This is a genomic window from Pseudoalteromonas sp. B62, from assembly GCF_037162565.1.
GTDB classification, from domain to species: domain Bacteria; phylum Pseudomonadota; class Gammaproteobacteria; order Enterobacterales; family Alteromonadaceae; genus Pseudoalteromonas; species Pseudoalteromonas fuliginea.
The window spans coordinates 1,067,113-1,090,206 of record NZ_JARLVB010000002.1 but is presented as its reverse complement, the minus strand read 5'-3'; the positions used below and the strand labels follow the sequence as shown (position 1 = coordinate 1,090,206).

Genomic DNA, 23,094 nt, shown 5'->3' with positions numbered 1-23,094 from the left:
ACTCCTCCTTGGCATATTCTTATCCAAAAATTATAGGCAATAAAAAACCCGCAACATGTGCGGGTTTTTTTAAAGAGTTAAAGAGCTAATTACTTAGCTGCTTTTTTCTCTTTTTCTGCAGCGATTACAGTTTCAGCTACGTTAGCTGGACATGCAGCGTAGTGTGAGAACTCCATAGAGAACTGACCACGACCCGATGTCATTGTACGTAGTGTACCGATGTAACCGAACATTTCTGATAACGGTACATCTGCCTTAATACGGATGCCTGTTAAACCAGCTTCTTGGTCTTTCATCATGCCACGACGACGGTTAAGGTCACCGATAACATCACCAACGTGATCTTCTGGAGTGAACACGTCAACTTTCATGATTGGCTCAAGAAGTTGTGCGCCCGCTTTAGGGATCGATTGACGGAAAGCGCCTTTAGCAGCGATTTCGAACGCGATTGCAGATGAATCCACGGCATGGAAGCCACCGTCGAAAAGTTCAACTTCAACGTCAAGTACTGGGAAGCCAGCTAGAACACCTTCGCCCATCATTGACTTAAAGCCTTTCTCAACTGCAGGCCAGAATTCTTTAGGTACGTTACCACCAACAACTGATGATTTAAACGTGAAGCCTGAAGCAACTTCGCCTGGCTTGATACGGTAGTCGATTTTACCAAACTGACCAGAACCACCAGATTGTTTCTTATGCGTGTAGCTATCTTCGATTTCACGAGTGATAGTTTCACGGTAAGCAACTTGTGGTTGACCAACAATAAGGTCTACGCCGTAAGTACGCTTAAGGATATCTACTTTGATATCTAAGTGAAGCTCACCCATGCCTTTAAGAATAGTCTCGCCTGAATCTTCATCAGTCTCAACTTGGAAAGATGGATCTTCTGCAACCATTTTACCGATAGCAACACCCATCTTCTCATTACCGCCTTTATCTTTAGGCTGTACAGCAATCGAAATTACTGGAGTTGGGAATACCATTGGTTCAAGTGTTACAGGGTGCTTAGGATCACATAAAGTGTGACCAGTTTGCACGTTTTTCATGCCTACGATAGCAATGATGTCACCAGCTTGTGCGCTAGTTAATTCGTTACGGTCATCTGCTTGCATCTCAACCATACGGCCAACACGCTCAGTTTTACCAGTAAACGAGTTAAGGATAGTGTCACCCTTATTTAGTTTACCTGAGTAAATACGTACGAATGTTAATGCACCAAAACGGTCATCCATTATTTTGAATGCTAACGCTTTGAAAGGTTCATCTGCAGAAACGATTGCAAATTCGCCATTTTCGTTACCTTCTTCATCCATAAGAGGTTGAGGATCAACTTCTGTAGGAGATGGTAGGTAATCAACAACAGCATCAAGAATAAGCTGCATACCTTTGTTCTTAAACGCAGAACCACAGTATGTAGGGAAGAAAGCAAGCTCACGAGTACCTTTACGGATACAACGCTTGATGTCTTCTACAGAAGGTGCTTCACCTTCCATGTAAGCTTCAAGTAGTTCATCGTCTTGCTCAAGGGCAGTTTCAACAAGCATTTCATAATACTCGTCAGTTTTTTCTACCATGTCTGCAGGAACGTCTGTAATTTCGTAGTTTTCAGGAAGACCAGTGTCATCCCAAACGTATGCTTTTTTAGTTAAAACATCTACAACACCAACAAATTCATCTTCAATACCAATTGGTAAAGTCATGATTAGTGGTACAGCACCAAGTACTTTACGTACTTGCTCAGTTACACGGTAAAAATCAGCACCCATACGGTCTAATTTATTTACGAAGATAATACGTGCAACTTCTGAATCATTAGCATAACGCCAGTTAGTTTCTGATTGTGGTTCAACACCACCAGAACCACAGAACACACCAACACCGCCATCTAATACTTTAAGTGAACGGTAAACTTCTACTGTGAAGTCAACGTGTCCAGGAGTATCGATAACGTTAAAACGGTGATCTTTCCAGAAACAGCTTACAGCCGCAGACTGAATAGTAATACCGCGCTCAGCTTCTTGTTCCATGAAGTCAGTAGTAGATTCACCATCATGAACCTCACCTGTTTTATGGATTTGACCAGTAAGCTTTAGGATACGCTCAGTAGTCGTGGTTTTACCCGCATCAACGTGCGCGAAAATACCAATGTTTCTGTACTTCGATAAATCTGCCATTAATTTTACTCTTAATAAAGTCGATAAATTATTCGGCAGGAGTATAACATCACTTAAAGCGAACATCACCATGCAAGCCGCTTAAAATGCAATCAATTCAATATATTTTTTTATCGTCGTCATCTATTAAATATCAAACATAACAAAAAAAACGTAAGACATTGAAACAAATGAAATTTAATATTTAAGCCTTAGGTACAAAAAGTTACTTCGCTATTTTATAGCAACGTTCAGGGCGGCCAATACTGCCATAACTTTGATCCGCTGTTAACTTACCTGATTCAAGCAAATACTCCAAGTAACGGCGTGCTGTAGAGCGACTAACACCAACCAAATCGCCCATTTGCTGAGCGGTAAATGCAGTGGTTGCGTGCTCTACAAAAGCATCATGTATTTTTTGCAGGGTAAGTTGATCGACCCCTTTTGGTAAACGAACAGACGTGTTGGTTTGCTGCTTTGAACCAAATAACATATCAACCATTGACTGCGTTACTTCACTTGCATCAGAAAAACATTGCTGACGTGATTCAAAACGTGCGAGTGCTTGATCAAGTCGGTTTAACATTAATGGTTTTACTAAAAAGTCGCATGCACCTAACTGCATTGCTTTTTCAAGGGTTTCGACCTCTTTTGCAGCAGTGAGCAGCATAACCTCACTTTTAATCGTTCGACGTCGTAAGTCGGTCAATAAATCAAGTCCGTTACCATCAGGTAAATGTATATCGAGTAAAATCAAATCGGGTTCAATTGCATGCAGTAAGGCTGTTGCCGTGCTTAAATTACCTGCAATGCCCACTACCTGATACTGTGCTTGCCTTAAACTTTGCTTTGGCGTTTGACTACCTGCGACACCATTTGGTAATAACAAGTACTGCGCTAATAGCTGTGCTACCTCTACTTCGTCTTCAATTATTACTACTGAATACGTCATGTTTAATGCTCTTATTATTTTGGAATGTAAACACTTAGTCTTGCACCAAGTAGGTCTGACTCACCAATTTCTAACGTGCCACCGCATGAGTCTAAATTTGTTTTTACTAAATATAAACCAATACCATGCTCTGCTCCTGATTTAGAGCTGTACTGAGGGGTAAAAATAACATCATGGTCAGAACCTAACCCAAAGCCTGTATCTTCTACATCAAATAAGAGAGTTTGGCTGGTTTCATCAACGGTTACCCGTACTTTTGCAGAGCGAGAGTTCGATGACCTAATAGCAGCCTCAATCGCATTATCTATAAGGTTACCTAAAATAGACACAACTCGCTCGAGCATATCTTTACGTGCAATAACACCAAGTAGGCTGTCGGGGTTAAGCTCAAGCGCAACATTTAATTCTCTTGCTTTATGATATTTACCCACCAACAAACCAGCAAGCACAGGGTCTTGTATGCGCTCTAACAAGTTATGAATTTGTGCCTGAGAGCCCTGGCTTTCTTGCCCTATTATTTCTATAGCTTGTTCGTTTTTGCCCATTTGCACTAACGCACCAATTAAGTTGAGCTTATTAGAATAGTCATGAGTTTGTACCCTTAAAAGCTCTGCAAAAGCCTGAACTTTAGTAAGTTGTTGGCTTAAATACTCAAGTTCATCAGAGGGGCGCATACTCAGTAAAATACCATCCGCCTGCCCTTGCACTTGCAAAGAAAATCTCGATAATATAAGGCGTTTATCGGCGGCAAATAATTCAAAACCCACTATTTTACGTCGCTGATTACGCAATAAAAATTCTGCATGTTCAGGTAATAAATCGTTTAAGCTGAGGTTCTGATTAAGAATTGAAGTTGGTTTATCTAATATTTCGCAGGCGCGTTGATTGAGTTTTCGTACTTTTCCGTCCGGGTCGAGTGCAATAATACCGCTGCGTACCGTATTTAAAATTGCATCTTGTTCTGAAAACAAACGTGCAATTTCATCTGGCTGCAGGCCAAAAATAGCATTTCTGACACGCTGTCCAATATAAATAGCCGCCAGTATACTTAAACCTACAAGTATTAAGCCCCATATTAAAATTTCACTACTGCGAGAGAGAATAAGCGGATCGATTGATTGTACTAAAAAACCAACCGATACAACGCCTACTATTTCATTATTACCTGCGTACACCGGCACTTTGCCACGAATTGATTCACCTAAGCTACCATGGGCCACCGAAATATAGCGTTCACCTTTTAATGCAGCTTTGCTATCGCCTCCGACCATTTTTTTGCCAATTTTATCTTCATCTGGATGCACAATACGAAGCGCATTTTCATCGCCAACAACAATAAAATCAGCACCTACAAGCTGTCGTAAATCTTCAATTTTCATGTTAATAGCGGTTAAGTCACTAGGTATTTTCAGTGCATTAATTACATCAGCACGTGTGGCAATACTGCTTGCCACAGCTAATGCTTTATCACCAATATGGTTATGTAAGCTTTGCGCTGTAAGTTGATACACCAACGCGCCAAATAATAAAGCCTGCAATACACACAATCCTGTTACCCAAATAATTAATCGTGTTTCTAATCGCTTAGGTTTTGTGACCATGTTTTGCAATGGATTTAGCTTGTTGGTGTTTTTCATTTCATTCTCAATTATGCATTTACTTTGTCTGCACGGCGTTGCATTAAATAATCTTTTAACGGAAACAACAGCACTAAAATTGAAATTACAAATATGCTCAATGTTAGCGGACGATCCCATAAAAAGCTTAATGAGCCATCAGAAATCATCATTGAACGACGGAAGTTTCGCTCAATCATATCTCCTAATATAAAACCTAATAATAGTGGTGCCATAGGAAATGACAGTAATCGCAATACTAGCGCAACCACCGCAAATCCTACCATCATAAATAAGTCGAAGGTATTGAAGGACACTAAGTAAACACCAATTAAGCTAAAGAACAATATCATCACGGTGAGTACCGACTTAGGCATTGCTAATACTTTTGCAAAGTAAGGAATAAGCGGCAAATTTAAAATAAGCAGTACAATATTACCAAAGTACATACTTACAATAACCGCCCAAAATACACTTGGGTTTTCTTGCATAAGCATTGGACCTGGTTGAATGCCGTAAGCAATCAAAGCACCTAGCATAATTGCCGTAGTACCTGAGCCCGGAATACCAAGCGTTAACAGTGGAACAAACGATCCTGTACACGCCGCATTATTTGCCGACTCTGGCGCAGCTAAACCACGTAATGAGCCTTTACCAAACTTTTCTTTCAAACCTTTTGGCGCTAAATTTCGCTCTGTTGCATAAGCCATAAAGCTTGCAATAGTTGCACCAGCACCCGGTAACACCCCCACTATAAAACCTAAAATAGACGAGCGACCAATCACTGGTGCTATCTCTTTAATCTCGGCTTTACTTAACTTGGTTGAACCTATTTGCGGTGTGTCTGAGTCATTAATGTTTTTAGCATCTTTTTTCTCTGGTTTTACAACATTTACAAGCGCCTCGGCTAATGCAAACGTTGCCATAGCAACCAGTAAAAAGCTTATTCCGTCGAGTAAATCAGGTTGCCCAAAGGTAAATCGGTCAGTCCCTGATGATGGATCAATACCAACCGTTGCTAGCATCAAGCCAAACACAGTCATCATCATTGCTTTTAAAAATTGCCCTTTATTTGAAAATGCTGCAATAGCTGTTAAGCCTAAAAACATCAACACAACATAATCAGGGGATTGAAAACTCAATGACACTTTTGCTAATAAAGGTGCAGCTACCATTAATAATATGGCGCCAATCGTTCCGCCTATAAAGGAGGAATAAGCAGCAATTGCCAATGCTTTACCTGCATGCCCTTGTTTAGCAAGCGGGTAGCCATCAAAGGAGGAAGCTACCGTACCCGCCACGCCAGGCGCATTAATTAAAATAGATGACGTAGAGCCACCAAAAATAGCGCCGTAATAAACACCCGCCATTAAAATCATGCCCGAATCGGCGCCAATGCTGTAAGTAATTGGGATCATCAAGGCAATTGCGGTAATTGGCCCCAATCCTGGTAACATACCTATAAAAGTACCTACCAAGCAGCCAGCTATAACGTACATTAAATTATTAAAGTCGAGCACGGTCGACAAACCAAGCATAATTCCATCAAACATAACTTAACTCCACAAATCGCCCGGAACCAAGTAAATACCCAATACTTGAGTCATCAAAAACCAAAAAACCACCGCAACCGGTATCGATGCAAATAGCAAAATTCCCTTACGTCTTTCGCCCATCACAAAAAAGCCCGCAAGCAAAAACGCACTAGTAGAAATTAAAAAACCAATTGGCTCCAGTGCCGCGCTATAAATTACCATTAATATTAATAAACCAAAGGTGCGCAGTACGTGTGACTTTTCAAGAACATCATCAGTATTAGTTTTCTCTCTTGGTTTAAGCAATGTTGAACCAATAGAAAGTAAGCACACCACAATACCAAACCCGGCATATACTTTAGGAAGTGTCGCTGAGGTAACCGTTTCGTATTCTTCAAACGGTAGTAGCGGAATTTGCCATGCAACCACAGCGTATAAAGTAAATAGCGCCAAGAATAAACTTGGCCCTATTAATTCTCGATTCGTCATTTTAAAACCTCGATTACGGCAATGTGCGGATAAAGCCAAGCTCTTCCATTACAGCTCTAAGCTGCACTTCTTGTGCTTCTAGTGACTTAATAAACTCATCTTTTTCTTGAAAAAGATTTAGCCAACCGTTACGAGCTCGTACAGCTTCCCACTCAGGTGTACTTTGCAACTCACGTAGTTTTTTTGTGTACTGTGCTAACTTTTCAGCGGGTAAATTAGGTGCAGCAAAAAGACCACGCCAATTAACAAATTCCATATCGTAACCTAGTGACTTAAGTGTGGGTATTTTTGGGTAATCAGGTAAGGGCTCACCCGATGTAACCGCTAAAATACGTGCTTGACCACCGTTAGCTACTTCAAGCGCTTCACTTAAGCCAGTAGAAAGTAAATTCACTTCGCCTGAAAGCAACCCAGCCTTAGCTTTACCGCCTGCATCGTAAGGAATATAACGTAGGCGTCGACCATCTATACCCGCAGCTTTAACAGCTTGAGCCGCCACTAAGTGATCCATACTGCCGCGAGCAGAACCGCCCGCTACTTTTACCGAACTTGGATCTTCTTTTATTGATTTAATAACATCCTCCCAAGTTTTAAATGGAGAATCGTTACGCACTACAAACGCGCCATAATCTGCAATCATACTGGCTACAGGTGTTAAATCGCGATAGCTATAAGGAATTCGGCCACTTAACGCGCGCAATACGATAGGCGTTGAGTTAACCATTAAAATATCGCCCTTTTTAGTGCCCGACTCAATTAAATACGCAATAGCACGACCGCCTCCACCACCAGACATATTTTGAAAAGATGCATTATTTTCAATGCCTGACTTAACTAAACCTTCGCCTATACCACGGGCTGTTGTATCCCAACCACCACCAGGTCCGCCAGGGATTAAAAAGTGAGTGTCGGCCATTGCCATTGGGCTGCTAAGTACTAACGATGCTGCAAGTATGGTCGTTTGTAATGATTTAAATAATTTCATTGTGTGTCCCTTTAAAATAAATACTGCATACGTGCACTAAAGCCCATACCAGAGTCTTCGTCGCCAACCAGCGCAGTAGTACCGGCACCTTCTACATCGCTGTAAATTAGATTACCCATAAACTTAATATCACTACTTACGTAATAAGATGTACCTAATGTATAAGTTGTCGCTTTTGTGCCTTGTAAGCTACTTGTAGCATCTACTTCTGAAACACGTGCCACCAACTCCCATGCATCTTTAATATTTTTAGGTTGTACAAATAATGCAGAGCTCGCTTTGTATTGGCGCTGTTCTCCACCTAAAAAGTAACTTGCCGATACATGAAAACCATCAAAGCGCTCGCCATCTAAAAAATCAGCACTATTAGCGGCATCAAGTGAGCGGCTTGCATATTCAGCCTCAAGTGTTAAAGAATCCGCCTGATAAGCAAACTCAAGACCGGTTTGCGATAAACTATCAAGTGGGCTTGTTACACCACCAGCAGCATAATCAACAAGGCGAGTATTAGTCTCGCGCACTTCACCACGCGCAAAACGTGCGCCTAATTCATTGCCACCCATATCGCGATATGAATGCCACACGCCTAAATGAATTACATCGCCAGGTGATGTACTCGACCATGTAGCACGCCCAGTAATAGCAAGAGTAAGCTTATCGTTTTCATCGCTACCTGTTGCACCAAATGCATCATTTTTATAAACGCCTATCGCGTAACGAAAGCCAGAGTCTTTAAAATATTGATAGGCAGAAGCGCCCCAACGAAAAAATGGGAGAAAGTATTGGCAAGCGAACTACGCTCAATTGTATTAATGTGCTTTGAACTGGTTAATGCATTTAGCGATATATCTTCGCGAATTTTACCTGCTTTAACTTTAAGTCCGTTATCAAACGCATAGCGAACACGCGCCATCACTATTTCAGCAGTGCCTTCGGCAAACTCGAGTAACAACTTGTGATCCCAATTTCCGTGCTCACTTTCAACGTAAGTACGAATACGACGAGGGAAAAAATTGCTCCCGCCAGAGCCCTCGTTATCAGCATTGTAAGCACCATCAAAATAGTTGTAGTCGAGCTGAACCCGTCCACCAAACTCTAAATTAAAACCACTGGTTGTTTTTAGTGCACTTACTTCTTTTTGTAACGCATCTAATTCCTCTTGTAGTTTTTGCGTATCGTTATCGGCTAAAACGGATGTACTTGCTAATGCTGCAGCAACTGCCAAAGCGAGTTGTGTGTTACTTGCTTTCATTATTTTCTCCACGCTTGTGTATGTATTTATTGTCAGGTAGATAAGCGACGACAAACTGCTATCTAACTCGCAGCTTATTGTTAACGTGAAATTAACTAAATATTTAGAAGGTAAGGTGCATTGATGATCGTTATATGCTTTTTGCTCATAAAGTTCATGAACAAAAAGAGCAAAAACAGTTACTGTTATATTTTGATTTATAAACACTTTTAAAGGTTTGAATGATTACCGTACGAATAAATAGATAGGATTTTTGCAGCTCTAATAAAGCCCACAATAAAGTAGGCTTAGCTAATTATGATTTAGCAATACAACTAGAAAATCATTTTAGGAACATTTGAGGGGGTTAAGCGTTTCGCACTTACCATAGCAGTTTATTTATATACTATTAATTAACTGCTCAACAATGAATTTGTTAACATCACATTGTCAAAAAAGCCTGAATTTGGTACATTATTCCTTCAATAGTATTTATAAAAACAACTATAAGACCCTACAATGAAATGGAACTTCCTTCGACTCAGCTCTTGGCTAATTGCACTTACCTTATTAATTTTCTCTCATAATATTTTTGCGCAGCAATATAAAATAGATAAACCAGCTAATTGGGTTAATACACATATTATTGAGCAACCCAAACATTCCGACATAACCAAGGTACGTGACGGCACACTTTATTTGTTACTCGATAACCAATCCTATATACCGAGCAGACAAAAACAGCAACGCTATACGCGTTTGGTTATGAAAGCTTTAAATCAAAGTGGTGTTGATTATATAAGCCAGCTTAATCTTGATTTTGATCCAAGTTACGAGTCGCTAACACTAAATAGCTTAACGATTATCAGAAATAATGAGCGCATTGATAAGCTTGGTAGCGCGAGAATGACGATTATACAGGGTGAATCTGAGTTAGCTGAGCGTATTTATAATGGTAGCTTATCACTCAATATTATTATTGATGATATGCGCAGTGGCGACATACTCGATTACAGCTACACAGTGGCAGGTAGCAACCCTATATATGCTAATAAGTTTAGTACAAGACGCACGCTGAACTGGTCGGTACCCGTAGTGCAACAAAATATGCGTGTACTTTGGGGTAAACAAACGCCTTTACATATTAATACAATAAACGGCGCAGCTGATATTCAAGAAACGCTTAACAAATATGGCAAAGATTATTCTATAACTCTTTTGAAGAACCTTTACTGGAGCAAAACTCTCAAACCCCAACGTGGTACGACCCGTATACACAAGTTTACTTTTCTGAGTTTGACGATTGGGGTCAGGTAGTTAACTGGGCATATCCGCTTTATCAATCAGCCATAGAAACCCCAAGCAGCATTTTAGATATAGCTGAAGAAATAAAAGCAAAACACACAAAAACATCAGATAAAATTGCCGCAGCACTGCGCTTTAGCCAAGACGAAGTTCGATATTTAGGGCTTGAAATGGGCACTAACTCGCATCAACCAACGTCAGCTTCAGAAACGCTTTCGCTACGATACGGCGATTGTAAAGATAAAACAGTACTGCTTATTTCGTTATTAAAAGCGATGGATATAGAGGCCTTCCCTGCGCTAGTTGATACAGAGGAAACCAAACGTTTAAAAGAACTTCCACCTTCAGCAAGTGTATTTAATCACGTAATTGTTACGCTAAAGCAAAACGGAGAGCGCTACTGGCTCGATCCTACGGTCAGCTACCAACGAGGTACTCTCGAATATTTAGAGCAGCCTGATTATGGCTATGCCCTAATTATTGATAAAGGTGAAAGCGCTTTAACGTCAATGGCGCAAAAGCCTGTACATACAAATGTATCTGTAGAAGATAACTTTTTTATTGCTGAAAAAGTATCTGAGCCATCACGTTTTGAAACCCAGTACACTTATGCTGAATTTGAAGCAATTAACCGCAGAAGCAATATAGCCAGCAGTGGTCTAAATAGCGTTGCTAAATCTTACTTCGAGTATTACCAAGGCTTTTTAACTGGTTTATCAATCAATGAAGCAATGACTATTAGTGAGCAAGAGCAAACGGGTAAACTAATAACCAAAGAGTCGTATTTAATTAGTCAATTTTGGGAAAAAACAGACGAAGGCTACGAAGCTAGTTTTTACGCGAATGAAATACAAAATAGCGTTTACGAACCAAAGCAGGTAAATCGCACCGGCCCACTTTACTTTGACTATCCCAATATAATTAACACCACAATAAAACTACATTTTGCAGAAAAAGGTTGGGGATTTGATAGCGATCAAGAAGAAATTGATAACGACTACTTCAACCTAAAAACAACTACTGAATTTAATGATAATGTTTTAACACTGAGTTATGACTATTACGCAAAACAAGATCATATTAAAGCGGATCAAATAGATGATTATTTAGCACAGCGTAAAAAGTTAATATCAGCAACCCATTACTCTATTCTAAAATATGCAAAGGCGAGCGAAACTACTCAAACATCAGCTGATGTGCTAGACAGCCTTGGTTATAGCTGGCTTAAATATGTATTGGCTGGCTATATTTTAGTGCTCATATTCTTTTTCGCCGATTGGCGATTAGAGTCAGCAAAAAAAGTGAAATTTGAAGATAGTCCATTTTATGCAGTATCTGTAAGTAAGTTTATTATTTACAGTATTTTAAGTTTAGGCATATTTGTTAACTATTGGAGTTATCGTAATTTTAAAGCCATTAAAGAGCGCGACAACTCAAGTATCATGCCTATTGCTCGAGGTATATTTGCGTTTGTATGGTATTACCCTTTGTATCTCGCACTTGCAGAGCACAGCCAACAACAGTTAAACAAAAATAGAGTAATGCCAAACTGGACTGCCTTGACTCTTTGGCTAATGGTACTTGCCAGCGCCTTTGCTTATCGAATGGACGAATACGCAACCATAGTGATTTGTATAATGCCATTTTTATGGTTGCCTCTAGTTAGTTACATTGAGCAAACCGATACAAGTAAAGAAGCCCTACATCACAACTCGCACTGGCGAATTAGACAGTATTTAATCTCGCTTACGTTTGCACCTCTATTATTTTTAGGCGTACTTCAAGAAGTAAATATTTTACCCAATGCTGCAATTATAAAAGGCGATAGTTTATGGTCTTACCAAGTACACTTTTTAAAACGTAATCGCCTAACACCTGAAAACGAAGAAATACTTTATTTTTATAGCGATGCAGTATTTGATTACCGAGAAGACGGTAACGGAATAACCGAGAACTATATTTTTAGTTACTACAAAAACGATGACGGTAAGCTTGAATCAGATCTTAGTCACTTTAAAGACATAGAAAAAATAGAAACCACATACGGTAAAACCAAACTTGATAACACAAGCATTAAAGTAATAAAAACTGACGGTAGTGATTTCTTGCTCATTGTAGGGCGTCTAAACAAGCAGGATAAAGTACTAGTGGAGCAGATTAATTTACGTATAACAGCAAATAAAGTGCGTTAGTGGCTTAAAATATCCAGTTAAGTACGAATATTTTTAGCCATAAATTAAAGGCTGTTGATCTTTAGGGGCTAAGGTTTTACAAGCAATGCTTTTATAATAAAAATTCATATCAAATTATTTAATAAGTATTAAGCATCTATTTTTTATTCTTAATTGTTCAACCAAAGTAAGTATTTTTATTAAATGTCAGTGCTAACTAGCCGATTTATATATGAATAAAAAACAAACTCTTCAATAATAAGAATTATTTGCATTTGGGTGTTGACAGACACTTGAATCTAACTGATAATCACTATCAACAAGGCGGCAAACATACTGACTTGTAACGGAATGAATTGATTTGTTTCTCGACCCTGAAACAACGTGTGGCGCACGTAAACAGCTATGGTTACTTGTTATGAACCGCAACGCCCCTTGATGTTGATGATGAGTAACCGCCCTACTATTTTACTTGCTACATTGCTCATATCGGTGACGGTAGATATGAAACTAAAAAAGCCCTTACGGGCTTTTTTTATGTCTGTAATTTAGTTGGTTAAATTAAACTAAATCAATTAACGACGGTTTTTACGTGCTCGCGCTCGACGCTGAAGCTTTTCTTCTTCTTTAGCTTGTTTTTTAGCCTCTGCTGCCGCACGTAAACCTGCAACCATTACTTCTTCTTCCTCACGCATTTGCGGAGTTTCCATCGTAATACGGCCAATAATACCGTCGCGCAGTTCGTTAATTAGGATTTCAGACATTTTGTACGTGTCGATTTGGTTTCCACCACGAATACAACCACGCTTTTTACCTGCCATTTCGACAAACTCCCAGTCACTTTCAGGCAGTTCAGCGATTTTATAGCGCGCTTTTAAAAGCTCAGGATAAGCACGTAATAAATATTCAGCGGTATAACTTGCTACTTCTTCATACTCAAGTGCGGTATCACGAATGGCACCTGTAGCGCCTAAGCGATAACCTGAGTTTTCGTTTTCTACTTTTGGCCAAAGCATACCTGGCGTATCGTAAAGCATAATACCGTCTTCAAGCTTAATGCGTTGTTGTGCTTTCGTTACAGCAGGTTCATTACCTGTTTTTGCAACTATGCGTCCAGCCAATACATTGATCAACGTAGATTTACCCACGTTAGGAATACCCATTATCATGGCTTTTATTTGCTTATCGGCGCCTACTTTATGCGGCACTAACTTTTTACACAGTTCATTGATACGATGTACTTCAACTGCCTTATCGTGACCAAAAGAAATCGCTTTAACGCCATTTTCTTGTTCAAAGTAATCCTTCCAAATTTGCGTCATTTTAGGATCAGCTAAATCAGCTTTGTTCAAAATTTTGATGACCGGCTTACCTTCACGCAAGGTTGCCACCATCGGGTTTTCGCTACTGTAGGGAATGCGCGCATCTAGCACTTCAATGATCACATCCATTTGTGGCATTATTTCTTTAATTTCATTACGGGCTTTATTCATATGCCCAGGGAACCACTGGATAGCCATTTTTAACTCCTAACGTATAATTAACCGCTATTTTAACTGGCAATTCATTTAATTGCGCTATACTGGCGCAAATTTTTTTAGATTAGTTGTTATGGCTCTTAAATCCACCATTATGAAGGTGCAATTATCGCTTAGCGATATGGACCGCCACGTTTACCAAGATTTTAGTTTAACCTTGGCACAACATCCGTCAGAAACCGACCAACGGTTAATGATTCGCTTACTCGCTTTTGCACTCAATAGCTGTGATGGTTTAGAATTCACTAAAGGATTAAGTGCTGATGATGAGCCTGAACTTTGGCATGTAAGCTATAGTGAAGAGATAGAGCTGTGGGTTGAGCTTGGCTTACCAGATGAAAAACGCCTTAAAAAAGCCTGTAATAAATCTAAAAAAGTGGTGCTATATACTTATGGCGAAAACAATCAAGCAATTTGGTGGCAAAAACATCAACCTAAATTGTATGAATTTAAAAACCTGAGTATTTTTAGCCTTGATTACGCAGCCACACAAGCACTTGCTGCTTTGGTTGATCGTGGCATTAAGCTCGCCATTACCATTCAAGATGGTGAAGCATGGGTAAATACCGATACAACTAATATTGAAATAAAACCACAGCAGTTAATGTAACTAATCACTTTTTTGAGGGCGTATGAAAGTTAAACACGTTATTGTTTTACATGGCTTGTATATGTCTGGCTTTGTTATGCGCCCACTGTGCTCTCGCTTGGAAGAATCTGGTGTTAAGGTATTAAACCTTACTTATAATACGCTTGATCCAAACCGCGATGCTATTTTTGCTCAAATTGATGAATTTATTGCAGGTGAACCTTCTGCACTCGTATGTCACTCAATGGGCGGATTAGTCGCTCGCGCATACCTAGAAGCTAATTCAGTTGCAAGCCAACACATTACAAAAGTAGTTACTTTAGGCACGCCTCATCAAGGTAGCCATATTGCACAAAAAATGAAGCAAAAGGGTTTGAGTCTTTTTTAAAAAATAGCGTTGAATTTTTGCTTACACAAAATGGTAACTGGCCGTTTAAAGCGAAGCTTTTTAGTATTGCAGGTGACTTACCCATTGGTTTAATGCCCCTTATAGTTAAAGGCAGTAAATCAGATGGCACTGTATTACTTGATGAAACTAAGCTCAAAGGTATGGCTGAACATAAAGTGTTCCATTTAAGCCATACCAGTATGATTTACTCACGCGAAGTGGTCGACTACATTTTAAAATGCTTAAGCGAGAAAGATTAATCCTCAGCATTGGCTGCTATTTTATAACTAATTAAAAATACCACTGCCAGTATCAGCGGAATGGGCGCTGCTATGTAACCAAAAAAGTCTGAATTAGCAAAGCTTGCACCTGCTAAGTGCGCTACTAGCCCAAGCACAAATGCGATGACTGCAATTCCTACCACGATTAACTCTGCTTTATTTTGTTTCGCTGTTTTTGCATGCATGTTATCTCTCCTAATTATTTCGACAACATTATTATGCGCCGTTAGGATGGATGATTTTTGACCTACATCAATAAAAAAATAGCTAAGTTATTACCTTGAATAAAGTTTGTTTCAGATCATGATTTATATACTTTTAAGTTTTATTTATTTTTGAGGGGTAGTATTTTTATTAATCAGACCCACTTCTATTAATAGTCTAAAGTGAATACAGATACCAAGAACAGTTGATAGGTTAAAGCGATTAACCAGATAAATTTAAACGATTTTACTAATTTATCGAAATTAGTAATACTTATCACAAGTTCACAAATCAACGGTTATTCAAGGAGCAAGTTATGTCACAGGTAAACGCAATAGGTCTAAACAGTGCAAAAAGTGATGACATCGTAAAATCACTCAATACGCTATTAAGCAGCTACCAAATTCAATACATGAATGCGCGTGGTTTTCACTGGAATATTAAAGGCCGTAACTTTTTTGAGCTACACGTTAAATTTGAAGAAATTTATAACTTATTACTTTTAAAAGTAGATGAAGTTGCCGAACGTATTTTGACGTTAGATGGCGCTCCATTACATGCATTTTCTGATTACCTCGAAGTAAGTAAAATTAAAGAAGCTAAAGGTATTAGTGATGGTGTTACAGCCGTAGAGAACCTACTTGCTGGTTACAGTACGTTAATTCACATGCAGCGCGATATTTTAAACCAAGCAGGTGATGCAGACGATGAAGGCACAGCCTCACTAATGAGTGATTACATCTCAGAGCAAGAAAAACTGGTTTGGATGTTAAAAGCTTACTTAGATTAATTTTAATCTAAAAAGATAAAAGCCCTCATAGAGGGCTTAATTAGGGATAAATCGTCGAATAATCAAACGTTTCGATTATTATATTAACCCCTTATTCAATCTAAACAACGCACCTGTTACCAGTGGCGTTTTTTTGACTTAAGTGGGTGTAATGCTCATATATTGGGATAAACAATGTATAAGCATTACTACTACATTATTTTCCCCCATGAAAAAGCCCCAGCAATACTGAGGCTTTGTGAACGTTACTAATTAAGTAACTATATTAGTGTCGTTATTGTTGGTTAGAATTTACTTCTAAAACCTATGTAGAATGATTGACCAATTGGGTCATACGTACCTGCATCTGTTTCAGTACCAGTACTTGAACCGCTCACACCCGATAAAATGCGTGGTGGCTCTTTATCAAATAAGTTACTCGCACCAGCGTAAAGCTCTGTTGAATCGCTGATATGGTAACTTGCTTGAACATCATGATATGTCACTGAACCAATCCCTACTCCACCTGGAGCAATACCAAAACCACTTAAGAATTGATCATCAAAGTCTGCAGCGCCAATGTAAGTTAAGCTCCAGTTAAAATCAAAGTCGTTAAGTTTATAACCAAAGTTCCAGTTAGCTTTATGCTCTGATGCACCAATTTCTCCAGCAAACTCATCTTTATCAGCGCCAGGAAGTGGGATGCTATAACCATCAATTAGGTAAGTATAAGCAAGGCGAGTTCTAAACGCACCTGGGCCAATATCAGTAGAGTACGTTAGTGTTAAATCAACACCTTCTGTACCTAAACCACCACTGTTAGATACACCACTGTCAATAAACTCTAGTGAACCAGCACTATTATTACCTGATGGCGCACTACGACGAGTTACAAAGTCACAAAAGCTTGTATCGCCACCACCATAACATTGGTCAAGAATAAACTGACGAGGTGTTGATACGATTGCATCTGTAATTTCGATATCAAAGTAATCAAGCGTAATGTCTAGGCCTGATATTAGATTTTCTGGTGTAAATACTAAACCTACTGTTACAGAGTCACCAACTTCTTCTTTTAAATCTTGGTTGCCACGGTTAAAACCACTAATACCTTGTAAGTCAGACTGGTTAAGCGTGAACTCGCCATTTGAGGCGATATTAGTTGTAACACCAACATCTGTACGACAAGCATCACCTGCAGCACCACCGCCACTATTAGTAACACCTAAACATGGATCGTTTAAACCACTTGGGAAAGTTTGTGAAGGTGGAGAAAATAGTTCATCGATATTTGGAGCACGTGTTGAACGTGCACGGGTAGCACGTAAACGTAAGCTATCCATTACTTCCCAGTCTATACCCACGTTCCAACTTTCAGTATTGCCTACTGTAGAGTAATCAGATAAACGCACTGCTGCATTCATCGTGACTGAATCAAGCACGGGGATGTTTGCTTCTACATAATATTCAGTTACATCAAACGAGCCTTCTGTTGCTGGAATTGCATTACCCGCATTAAGGCCAGCTTGCTGTAGAGCATCAAATTCACTACGTGAGAACTCTTCACGGTATTCAAAACCAGCAGCGATACCTACCGTACCTGCCGGTAAATCAAATAAATCACCTGAAATATTACCACCAATGATTTCTTGCTCAACCGACGTTGAAAGTGAGCTAGGTGCACTTACAAAATCAATAGCACCTTGCGATAGCGAATTGAAACCGTAAATGTCTACCGGCGCACAGTTAAAGCCACGTGCTGTCGCATCGATACAAATAGCCTCATCAGTAATACCATCACCATCTAAATCTTGGCTATCGATAACAGCCTCTAAACCTTGACGAAAGCTTTGTACGTTAACCAAACCACCTGATACTTGTGACTCTTTTGTTTTACCGTATACATAGTAAGTATCGTAGAACCAACCATCTGCTATTTCACCTTGAAAGCCTAGTGCTAAACGGAATGTATCACGCTCAGCTCGTGCTCCACGGTTACCGATATCACTTAAGCGCTTTGCAAAAAGATATCACGCATACCATCACCGTCGGTGTCGGTTGCTGCGTTATATATATCATCAGGTACAAATGCGTTACGCAATATTTCACCGTTTACATTAAATTCAATTGGTACTTGGCCATTTGCATAGATGTCGTCAGAGGCAAAAGGAAATGGCTCTAATTCAGAAACGGTTGTTGTTGCAGCGTAAGTACCTTCATAAAAAAGCTATGCTTGTCGCTTAGCTCGTAGCTACCATTTGAGGCAAATAAGTAACGTTCTGTAGGTATCGCTATCGTACGTACGCCACTTCGGTTAAAACCATTTGCAGCTACGCCATCGCCACCGTTAGTACTAAACGAGTTTTGTAGGGTGTTTGCATCATTAAACGTAAATGTTTCATCCCCAGCGCTAAAGCGACCCTGTGGCGGAAATGAAGATAAAAATGGACTTACAGCATCAAATATAGAGCCTGGGTTTGCTACTGGATCATCTTCAAAGTAAATACCTGAAAATTGGTCTACTGCTGAGCGATCACGATCACGTGAGAAAACAGCTCCTTGATCAGAGTAACCAAGGTGAAACATTGCACGCCCTTTACCATCTGAACTTGATAAGCCTGAAGTGAAGTTAAACTGACGCGACTCGTCATCACCTTCACTTGACTCACCATATTGACCATCAAACTCAACGCCTTCAAAGTCATCTTTTAAAACAAAGTTAACAACACCAGCAACAGCATCAGAGCCATAAACAGATGAAGCACCACCAGTCATAATTTCAACTCGCTCAATAAACTGGCTAGGGATAGTATTCAAATCGACAGCAGAACTACCTGGTACACCTGATACATAACGACGACCGTTAACTAATACCAATGTACGGTTAGAACCTAAATTACGTAAATCTACAGTCGCAACACCCGCACTAGCTGTACTAAAGTTTGAGTTAGTACGGCTAATAGCTGGTGTACCAAATGCTGGATTATCTAGTAGTAAATCTTGAATATTTAATGAACCAGATGCGTCGATTGCTGTGCTATCTACAACTTGAATAGGCGCTGATGACATCGCCTCAGCTGAACGAATACGAGAACCTGTTACCTGAACTCGTTCTATTTTTTTATTTCATCCTCTTCGGCTGCAATACCTTGAAATGAAAATCCCGCAAGTAATACGCTGCTTAGCGCTACTGTTAGCGACGATTTTTTAAATAATCGCTCACTACCATTGTTAGTTAATACCATGTAATTCCCCTGAATTATTTTTTCTTGAATTGTTATTTTTGTAACTAAATAGTTACTTCGCGGACAACACTAAGAGGATTAGCATTGAGACTCTATACGCGTTCCTTACAAGGCATCTATATTGGTACAAGCTGCAAGTTTGGCGGGATAAGTGAGCAAATCACGATGACTTTATAAAAATATTATGTTTTCGTAACATTTTTTTCCATTAAGTACGGTCTTTATTAATCTGTACAACGAGGATATAAAATAATGGCAGCTTCTTTTCATGCATTAACATTTGTTAGCAACACTAAGTTTGCAACATTTTTAACAAGTAGAGTGCAAAAACATAGACACTTTGAATCTCAATCCCTAACACAACAAAAGAGGTTAGATCAGATAGATACAAGTCAATACAACGTACTTTTTTATGAGTTAACAAGCATGTCTGACCCTATGCAAATAGTGCATTTAACTGAACTTGCTAAAAAACTGAAATTAGTCATTATTGCCCAGTCGGACCGTTTTGCGAGTTTTGCTTTTGAAGTGGGCGCGGTTGATTTTTTAATATTAGATTCAACTGCACCACGTATTGATAAATGCTTTGAGAAGCTTATACATCTTTGCCCGATTGCAAATGAAACAGAGCGTCAATACCGAGAAAAGAACCAACAAAAAAATCATCATCACATATAGTAGTTAAAGATGTAGGTAAGGTAAGATTAATTGATATCAATGATATTATTTGGATTAATGGTGCGGGCAATTATGTAGAGCTGCATTTTACCCAAGGTAGTACACCGGTATTACACCGCGAAACCATGAAAAATATTGAGCAGCAGCTAGAGCCTGAAGGGTTTATTCGTATTCATCGCTCAACGCTGGTAAGAAAACAAGCTATTTGTGAACTGATGCCTACTGACAGTGGCGATTATAAAGTAAGGCTAAAAAACGATATGTGCTTAAACCTTTCAAGGCGCTATAAAGGCTGTTTAGAGAGTATTATAAGCCCTCTTCAGTAGCGGTTTATAATACTCATATTAATTACCAGTTCTGTTTTATATAACTGTCATTTGGACGCTCTAATAAATAGCTTTCAGTATCTTTATAAAAATTAACTTCTACATCGCTATTTTTCCATACTTTTTCAAACATGTTTTTAGCTATGATATTAATGTTTATATAGTCAACTCGTTGATAGCCAAGTTCTTTTACACCCGCAAAATAGGCCTCTAGCGAATCAAGACTATCCAGAGTTAACAGCTCAGACTCTTTTAAGTTAACAATCACAAACTTAATCGTATTTTCAGGGTGAGTGCTCAATTCTTGAATAACACCATTAGTTAATGATGTTATACCTTCATTATTAAAGCTCCCCTTCAATTTTAAATACATCTGAGGGGGCTTTGAACAAATCTGGAATTCGCCATGTGCTCCAAACATAAATTGCCTTACAGATATCAACTTATATATAGAATAATACAATTTTCCAATTTTGCAGTTAATTTAACAGAGCAATAAAAAAGGCCATTTCGAGGGCTTTTTCTTCTAAGCTTTTAAAACGACCTGATGCACCACCGTGCCCTGCATCCATATCTGTTTTAAAGACTAAAATATTACTATCCGTTTTGAGCTCACGCATTTTTGCAACCCACTTCATAGGCTCCCAATACTGCACTTGCGAGTCATGAAGACCGGTAGTAACGAGTATGTTCGGATAGTTTTGGGCGCGAATATTGTCATAAGGAGAGTAAGCTTCAATTACATCATAAAACTGAGGCTCATTTGGATTACCCCATTCATCATATTCATTTGTTGTGAGCGGAATACTCTCATCAAGCATCGTGGTTAATACGTCTAAAAATGGCACGTGACAGCCAACACCGCAATATAACTCTGGTGCTTGGTTTACAACCGCCCCCATTAATAAACCACCTGCACTGCCGCCTGAGGCAAACACCTTGCTGCTATCACAATAGCCTTGTGCAACAAGCGCTTTTGTCACATCAATAAAGTCACTAAAGCTATTTTGTTTATGCTCTTTTTTACCTTGTTCGTACCACTCGCGACCTAGCATTTCAGAGCCTCGAACATGTGCTATTACATAAACAAAACCACGATCGAGCAAGCTCAGCGATGAACTTGAAAAACTTGGATCAATCGTATAGCCATACGCACCATAGCCGTATTGAAATAACGGATTTGAGCCATCTTTTTTAAAGCTGTCTTTTCGATAAACAACAGATGCGGGGACTTTGATTCCGTCGCGAGCAGTTACCATTAATCGCTCCGACTGATAGTCATCGGCATTAAAACTACCCAGTACTTTTTGCTGTTTAAGTAGTGTTTTTTCGCCTGTTGCTAAATCAACGTCATATAAAGAACCTGGTGTTGTTAAGCTTGAGTAATAAATACGTGCAGTGCGAGTGTCTGGCTCTGGGTTCATTGCTATTGCAGCATAATAACAAGGATCGGCAAACTCAAGTGCCATACAATTTCCTTGCCTATTAACAACTACAAATCGAGCTTGCCCTTGCTCGCGTTCACTCAATACTAAAAAGTCATTAAATAACTCAACACCTTCAAGCAGTACATTTTCTCTATGAGCTGTATGCTCAAACCATTGTGTTTTATCAGCAATCGTTTCGTTTGTTGCCGTCATTAATCTAAAGTTTTTAGCTTGCCAGTTAGTCACAATATAAAATGTGTCACCTAGCTTATCTACGTCAAACTCGTGGCCATCTTCACGCGGCATTAATGCTTCAAATTCGCCAGTGGGCTTATTAGCATCAAGCACCCATGTATCGTTGGTCTCTGTCGATGCTAAATCAATAATAATTAAGCTTTCGTCGCGGCTTTTACCAAGCCCCATAAAAAAGCTACTATCTTGCTCTTCGTAAACCATTACGTCTTGGCTTTGCTCGCTACCAAGCTCATGCCGAAACACTTGATAGCCTAATAATGTTTTTAAATCTTTTTTAACATAAAAAACGGTTTTATTGTCATTAGCCCAAACAACTTGCCCTTCTGTGTTTTCAAGTACATCAGGTAGCATCTCACCTGTTTCAAGGTTTTTAAAGCGCACTAAATATATACGTCGGCCTTCAGTATCTTCAGAATAAGCCATAAGTTGTTCACACGGGCTAAGAGCGACTTCACCTAATTCAAAAAATTCGAACCCTGCCGCTAGCACATTTATATCTAGTAAAAGCTCTTTATTATCAGCCTCTATGCTGGTACTGCGGTAATGGCGTGAATATTCATCATCGCCACGCACTTCTGAGTGATACCAATACTTTCCGTCTTTCACAGGTACCGAGTTATCGTCTTTTACAATACGCGCTTTAAGCTCTTCAAATAGTGTATTTTGTAATGGTTTTATAGGTGCTAACTGTTTATCACAATAGGTATTCTCAGCATGCAAATGCGCTAGTACGTGTTCATTTTGACGTTCATCATCACGCATCCAATAATAGTTATCGACACGTGTTTTATTATGCGCATTGAGTATATAAGCTTGCTTTTTAGCGATAGGGACGTTAGACAATAAATTTAGAGAGTGATCAGGATGAGGCACAGAAAAGACCAATTTGAAAAATAACAATAATTGCAGTTTACCATAAAAATAAAAAAGCCCACTCAATAGTTGAGAGGGCTTAGA

19 protein-coding genes and 2 pseudogenes are annotated in these 23,094 nt (G+C 39.3%); 7 read left to right on the top strand and 14 right to left on the bottom strand.

Going from position 1 to position 23,094, the window contains the following annotated elements; all coding sequences use genetic code 11:
* Positions 1–89: 89 nt before the first annotated feature.
* From fusA to P4S71_RS23085, 7 genes and pseudogenes are all read right to left on the bottom strand, one after another.
* Entirely contained in the window at positions 90–2,174 is a 2,085-nt protein-coding gene (gene fusA, locus P4S71_RS09515) for an elongation factor G (RefSeq protein ID WP_007378013.1), read from the bottom strand.
* A gap of 205 nt (positions 2,175–2,379) precedes the next feature.
* Positions 2,380–3,105 carry a response regulator gene (locus tag P4S71_RS09510; RefSeq protein ID WP_008136531.1) on the bottom strand — a complete coding sequence of 242 codons (726 nt, stop codon included), beginning with the start codon at positions 3,103–3,105 and terminating at the stop codon, positions 2,380–2,382.
* A gap of 14 nt (positions 3,106–3,119) precedes the next feature.
* On the bottom strand, positions 3,120–4,742 hold the full coding sequence (locus P4S71_RS09505; protein ID WP_024597083.1) for an ATP-binding protein: 1,623 nt from the start codon (positions 4,740–4,742) through the stop codon (positions 3,120–3,122).
* An 11-nt stretch (positions 4,743–4,753) separates the two neighbouring features.
* The gene (locus P4S71_RS09500) at positions 4,754–6,274 is read right to left on the bottom strand and encodes a tripartite tricarboxylate transporter permease (RefSeq protein ID WP_008136529.1); all 1,521 of its coding nucleotides are present in this window, start codon (positions 6,272–6,274) and stop codon (positions 4,754–4,756) included.
* 3 nt (positions 6,275–6,277) lie between these two features.
* Positions 6,278–6,745 (bottom strand): tripartite tricarboxylate transporter TctB family protein, encoded by a 468-nt coding sequence (locus P4S71_RS09495; protein ID WP_008136528.1) that lies wholly within the window; start codon positions 6,743–6,745, stop codon positions 6,278–6,280.
* Positions 6,746–6,758: 13 nt separating this feature from the next.
* The gene (locus P4S71_RS09490; protein ID WP_008136527.1) at positions 6,759–7,730 is read right to left on the bottom strand and encodes a Bug family tripartite tricarboxylate transporter substrate binding protein; all 972 of its coding nucleotides are present in this window, start codon (positions 7,728–7,730) and stop codon (positions 6,759–6,761) included.
* Between the two features lie 11 nt (positions 7,731–7,741).
* Positions 7,742–8,982: pseudogene (locus tag P4S71_RS23085) on the bottom strand (OprO/OprP family phosphate-selective porin).
* Between the two features lie 498 nt (positions 8,983–9,480).
* On the opposite strand from P4S71_RS23085, the gene P4S71_RS09475 reads away from it, so the two are divergent.
* Both P4S71_RS09475 and P4S71_RS09470 read left to right on the top strand, forming a co-directional pair.
* Positions 9,481–10,278: a DUF3857 domain-containing protein gene (locus tag P4S71_RS09475; protein ID WP_337150559.1), complete on the top strand. Its 798-nt coding sequence runs from the start codon at positions 9,481–9,483 to the stop codon at positions 10,276–10,278.
* Positions 10,194–12,458: a transglutaminase-like domain-containing protein gene (locus tag P4S71_RS09470; protein ID WP_337151608.1), complete on the top strand. Its 2,265-nt coding sequence runs from the start codon at positions 10,194–10,196 to the stop codon at positions 12,456–12,458. The genes P4S71_RS09475 and P4S71_RS09470 overlap by 85 nt, the downstream gene beginning before the upstream one ends.
* A 554-nt stretch (positions 12,459–13,012) precedes the next feature.
* On the opposite strand, the gene ylqF is transcribed toward P4S71_RS09470, so the two are convergent.
* Entirely contained in the window at positions 13,013–13,957 is a 945-nt protein-coding gene (gene ylqF / locus P4S71_RS09465) for a ribosome biogenesis GTPase YlqF (RefSeq protein ID WP_337150558.1), read from the bottom strand.
* Between the two features lie 91 nt (positions 13,958–14,048).
* Here ylqF and P4S71_RS09460 point away from each other — a divergent pair, with 91 nt between their 5' ends.
* Positions 14,049–14,585: a YaeQ family protein gene (locus tag P4S71_RS09460; RefSeq protein WP_096794055.1), complete on the top strand. Its 537-nt coding sequence runs from the start codon at positions 14,049–14,051 to the stop codon at positions 14,583–14,585.
* Positions 14,586–14,607: 22 nt separating this feature from the next.
* Positions 14,608–15,212 (top strand): annotated as a pseudogene (locus tag P4S71_RS09455) (PGAP1-like alpha/beta domain-containing protein).
* Here P4S71_RS09455 and P4S71_RS09450 read toward each other — a convergent pair.
* Complete coding sequence (locus P4S71_RS09450; protein ID WP_007579816.1) at positions 15,209–15,418, bottom strand: hypothetical protein; 210 nt, start codon at positions 15,416–15,418, stop codon at positions 15,209–15,211. The pseudogene P4S71_RS09455 and the gene P4S71_RS09450 overlap by 4 nt on opposite strands.
* Positions 15,419–15,753: 335 nt before the next feature.
* Between P4S71_RS09450 and P4S71_RS09445 the strand changes: the two genes are divergently transcribed.
* Positions 15,754–16,227 (top strand): Dps family protein, encoded by a 474-nt coding sequence (locus P4S71_RS09445; protein WP_007377885.1) that lies wholly within the window; start codon positions 15,754–15,756, stop codon positions 16,225–16,227.
* A gap of 284 nt (positions 16,228–16,511) precedes the next feature.
* On the opposite strand, the gene P4S71_RS09440 is transcribed toward P4S71_RS09445, so the two are convergent.
* The 3 genes from P4S71_RS09440 to P4S71_RS09430 form a co-directional block, all read right to left on the bottom strand.
* Entirely contained in the window at positions 16,512–18,209 is a 1,698-nt protein-coding gene (locus P4S71_RS09440) for a TonB-dependent receptor domain-containing protein (protein WP_337151607.1), read from the bottom strand.
* 175 nt (positions 18,210–18,384) lie between these two features.
* Positions 18,385–19,275: a TonB-dependent receptor plug domain-containing protein gene (locus P4S71_RS09435; protein ID WP_337150557.1), complete on the bottom strand. Its 891-nt coding sequence runs from the start codon at positions 19,273–19,275 to the stop codon at positions 18,385–18,387.
* Between the two features lie 44 nt (positions 19,276–19,319).
* Positions 19,320–19,451 (bottom strand): hypothetical protein, encoded by a 132-nt coding sequence (locus P4S71_RS09430; protein ID WP_337150556.1) that lies wholly within the window; start codon positions 19,449–19,451, stop codon positions 19,320–19,322.
* A gap of 252 nt (positions 19,452–19,703) precedes the next feature.
* On the opposite strand from P4S71_RS09430, the gene P4S71_RS09425 reads away from it, so the two are divergent.
* A complete protein-coding gene (locus P4S71_RS09425) occupies positions 19,704–20,129 on the top strand; it encodes a hypothetical protein (protein ID WP_337150555.1) in 426 nt (141 codons plus the stop codon).
* Entirely contained in the window at positions 20,087–20,455 is a 369-nt protein-coding gene (locus tag P4S71_RS09420) for a LytTR family DNA-binding domain-containing protein (protein ID WP_337151606.1), read from the top strand. Before P4S71_RS09425 ends, P4S71_RS09420 begins: the two co-directional genes overlap by 43 nt.
* Before the next feature lie 22 nt (positions 20,456–20,477).
* On the opposite strand, the gene P4S71_RS09415 is transcribed toward P4S71_RS09420, so the two are convergent.
* Together P4S71_RS09415 and P4S71_RS09410 are read right to left on the bottom strand one after the other, a co-directional pair.
* On the bottom strand, positions 20,478–20,876 hold the full coding sequence (locus tag P4S71_RS09415) for a hypothetical protein (RefSeq protein ID WP_337150554.1): 399 nt from the start codon (positions 20,874–20,876) through the stop codon (positions 20,478–20,480).
* A 58-nt stretch (positions 20,877–20,934) separates the two neighbouring features.
* Entirely contained in the window at positions 20,935–23,010 is a 2,076-nt protein-coding gene (locus tag P4S71_RS09410) for a S9 family peptidase (protein ID WP_033030966.1), read from the bottom strand.
* Positions 23,011–23,094 lie beyond the last annotated feature (84 nt).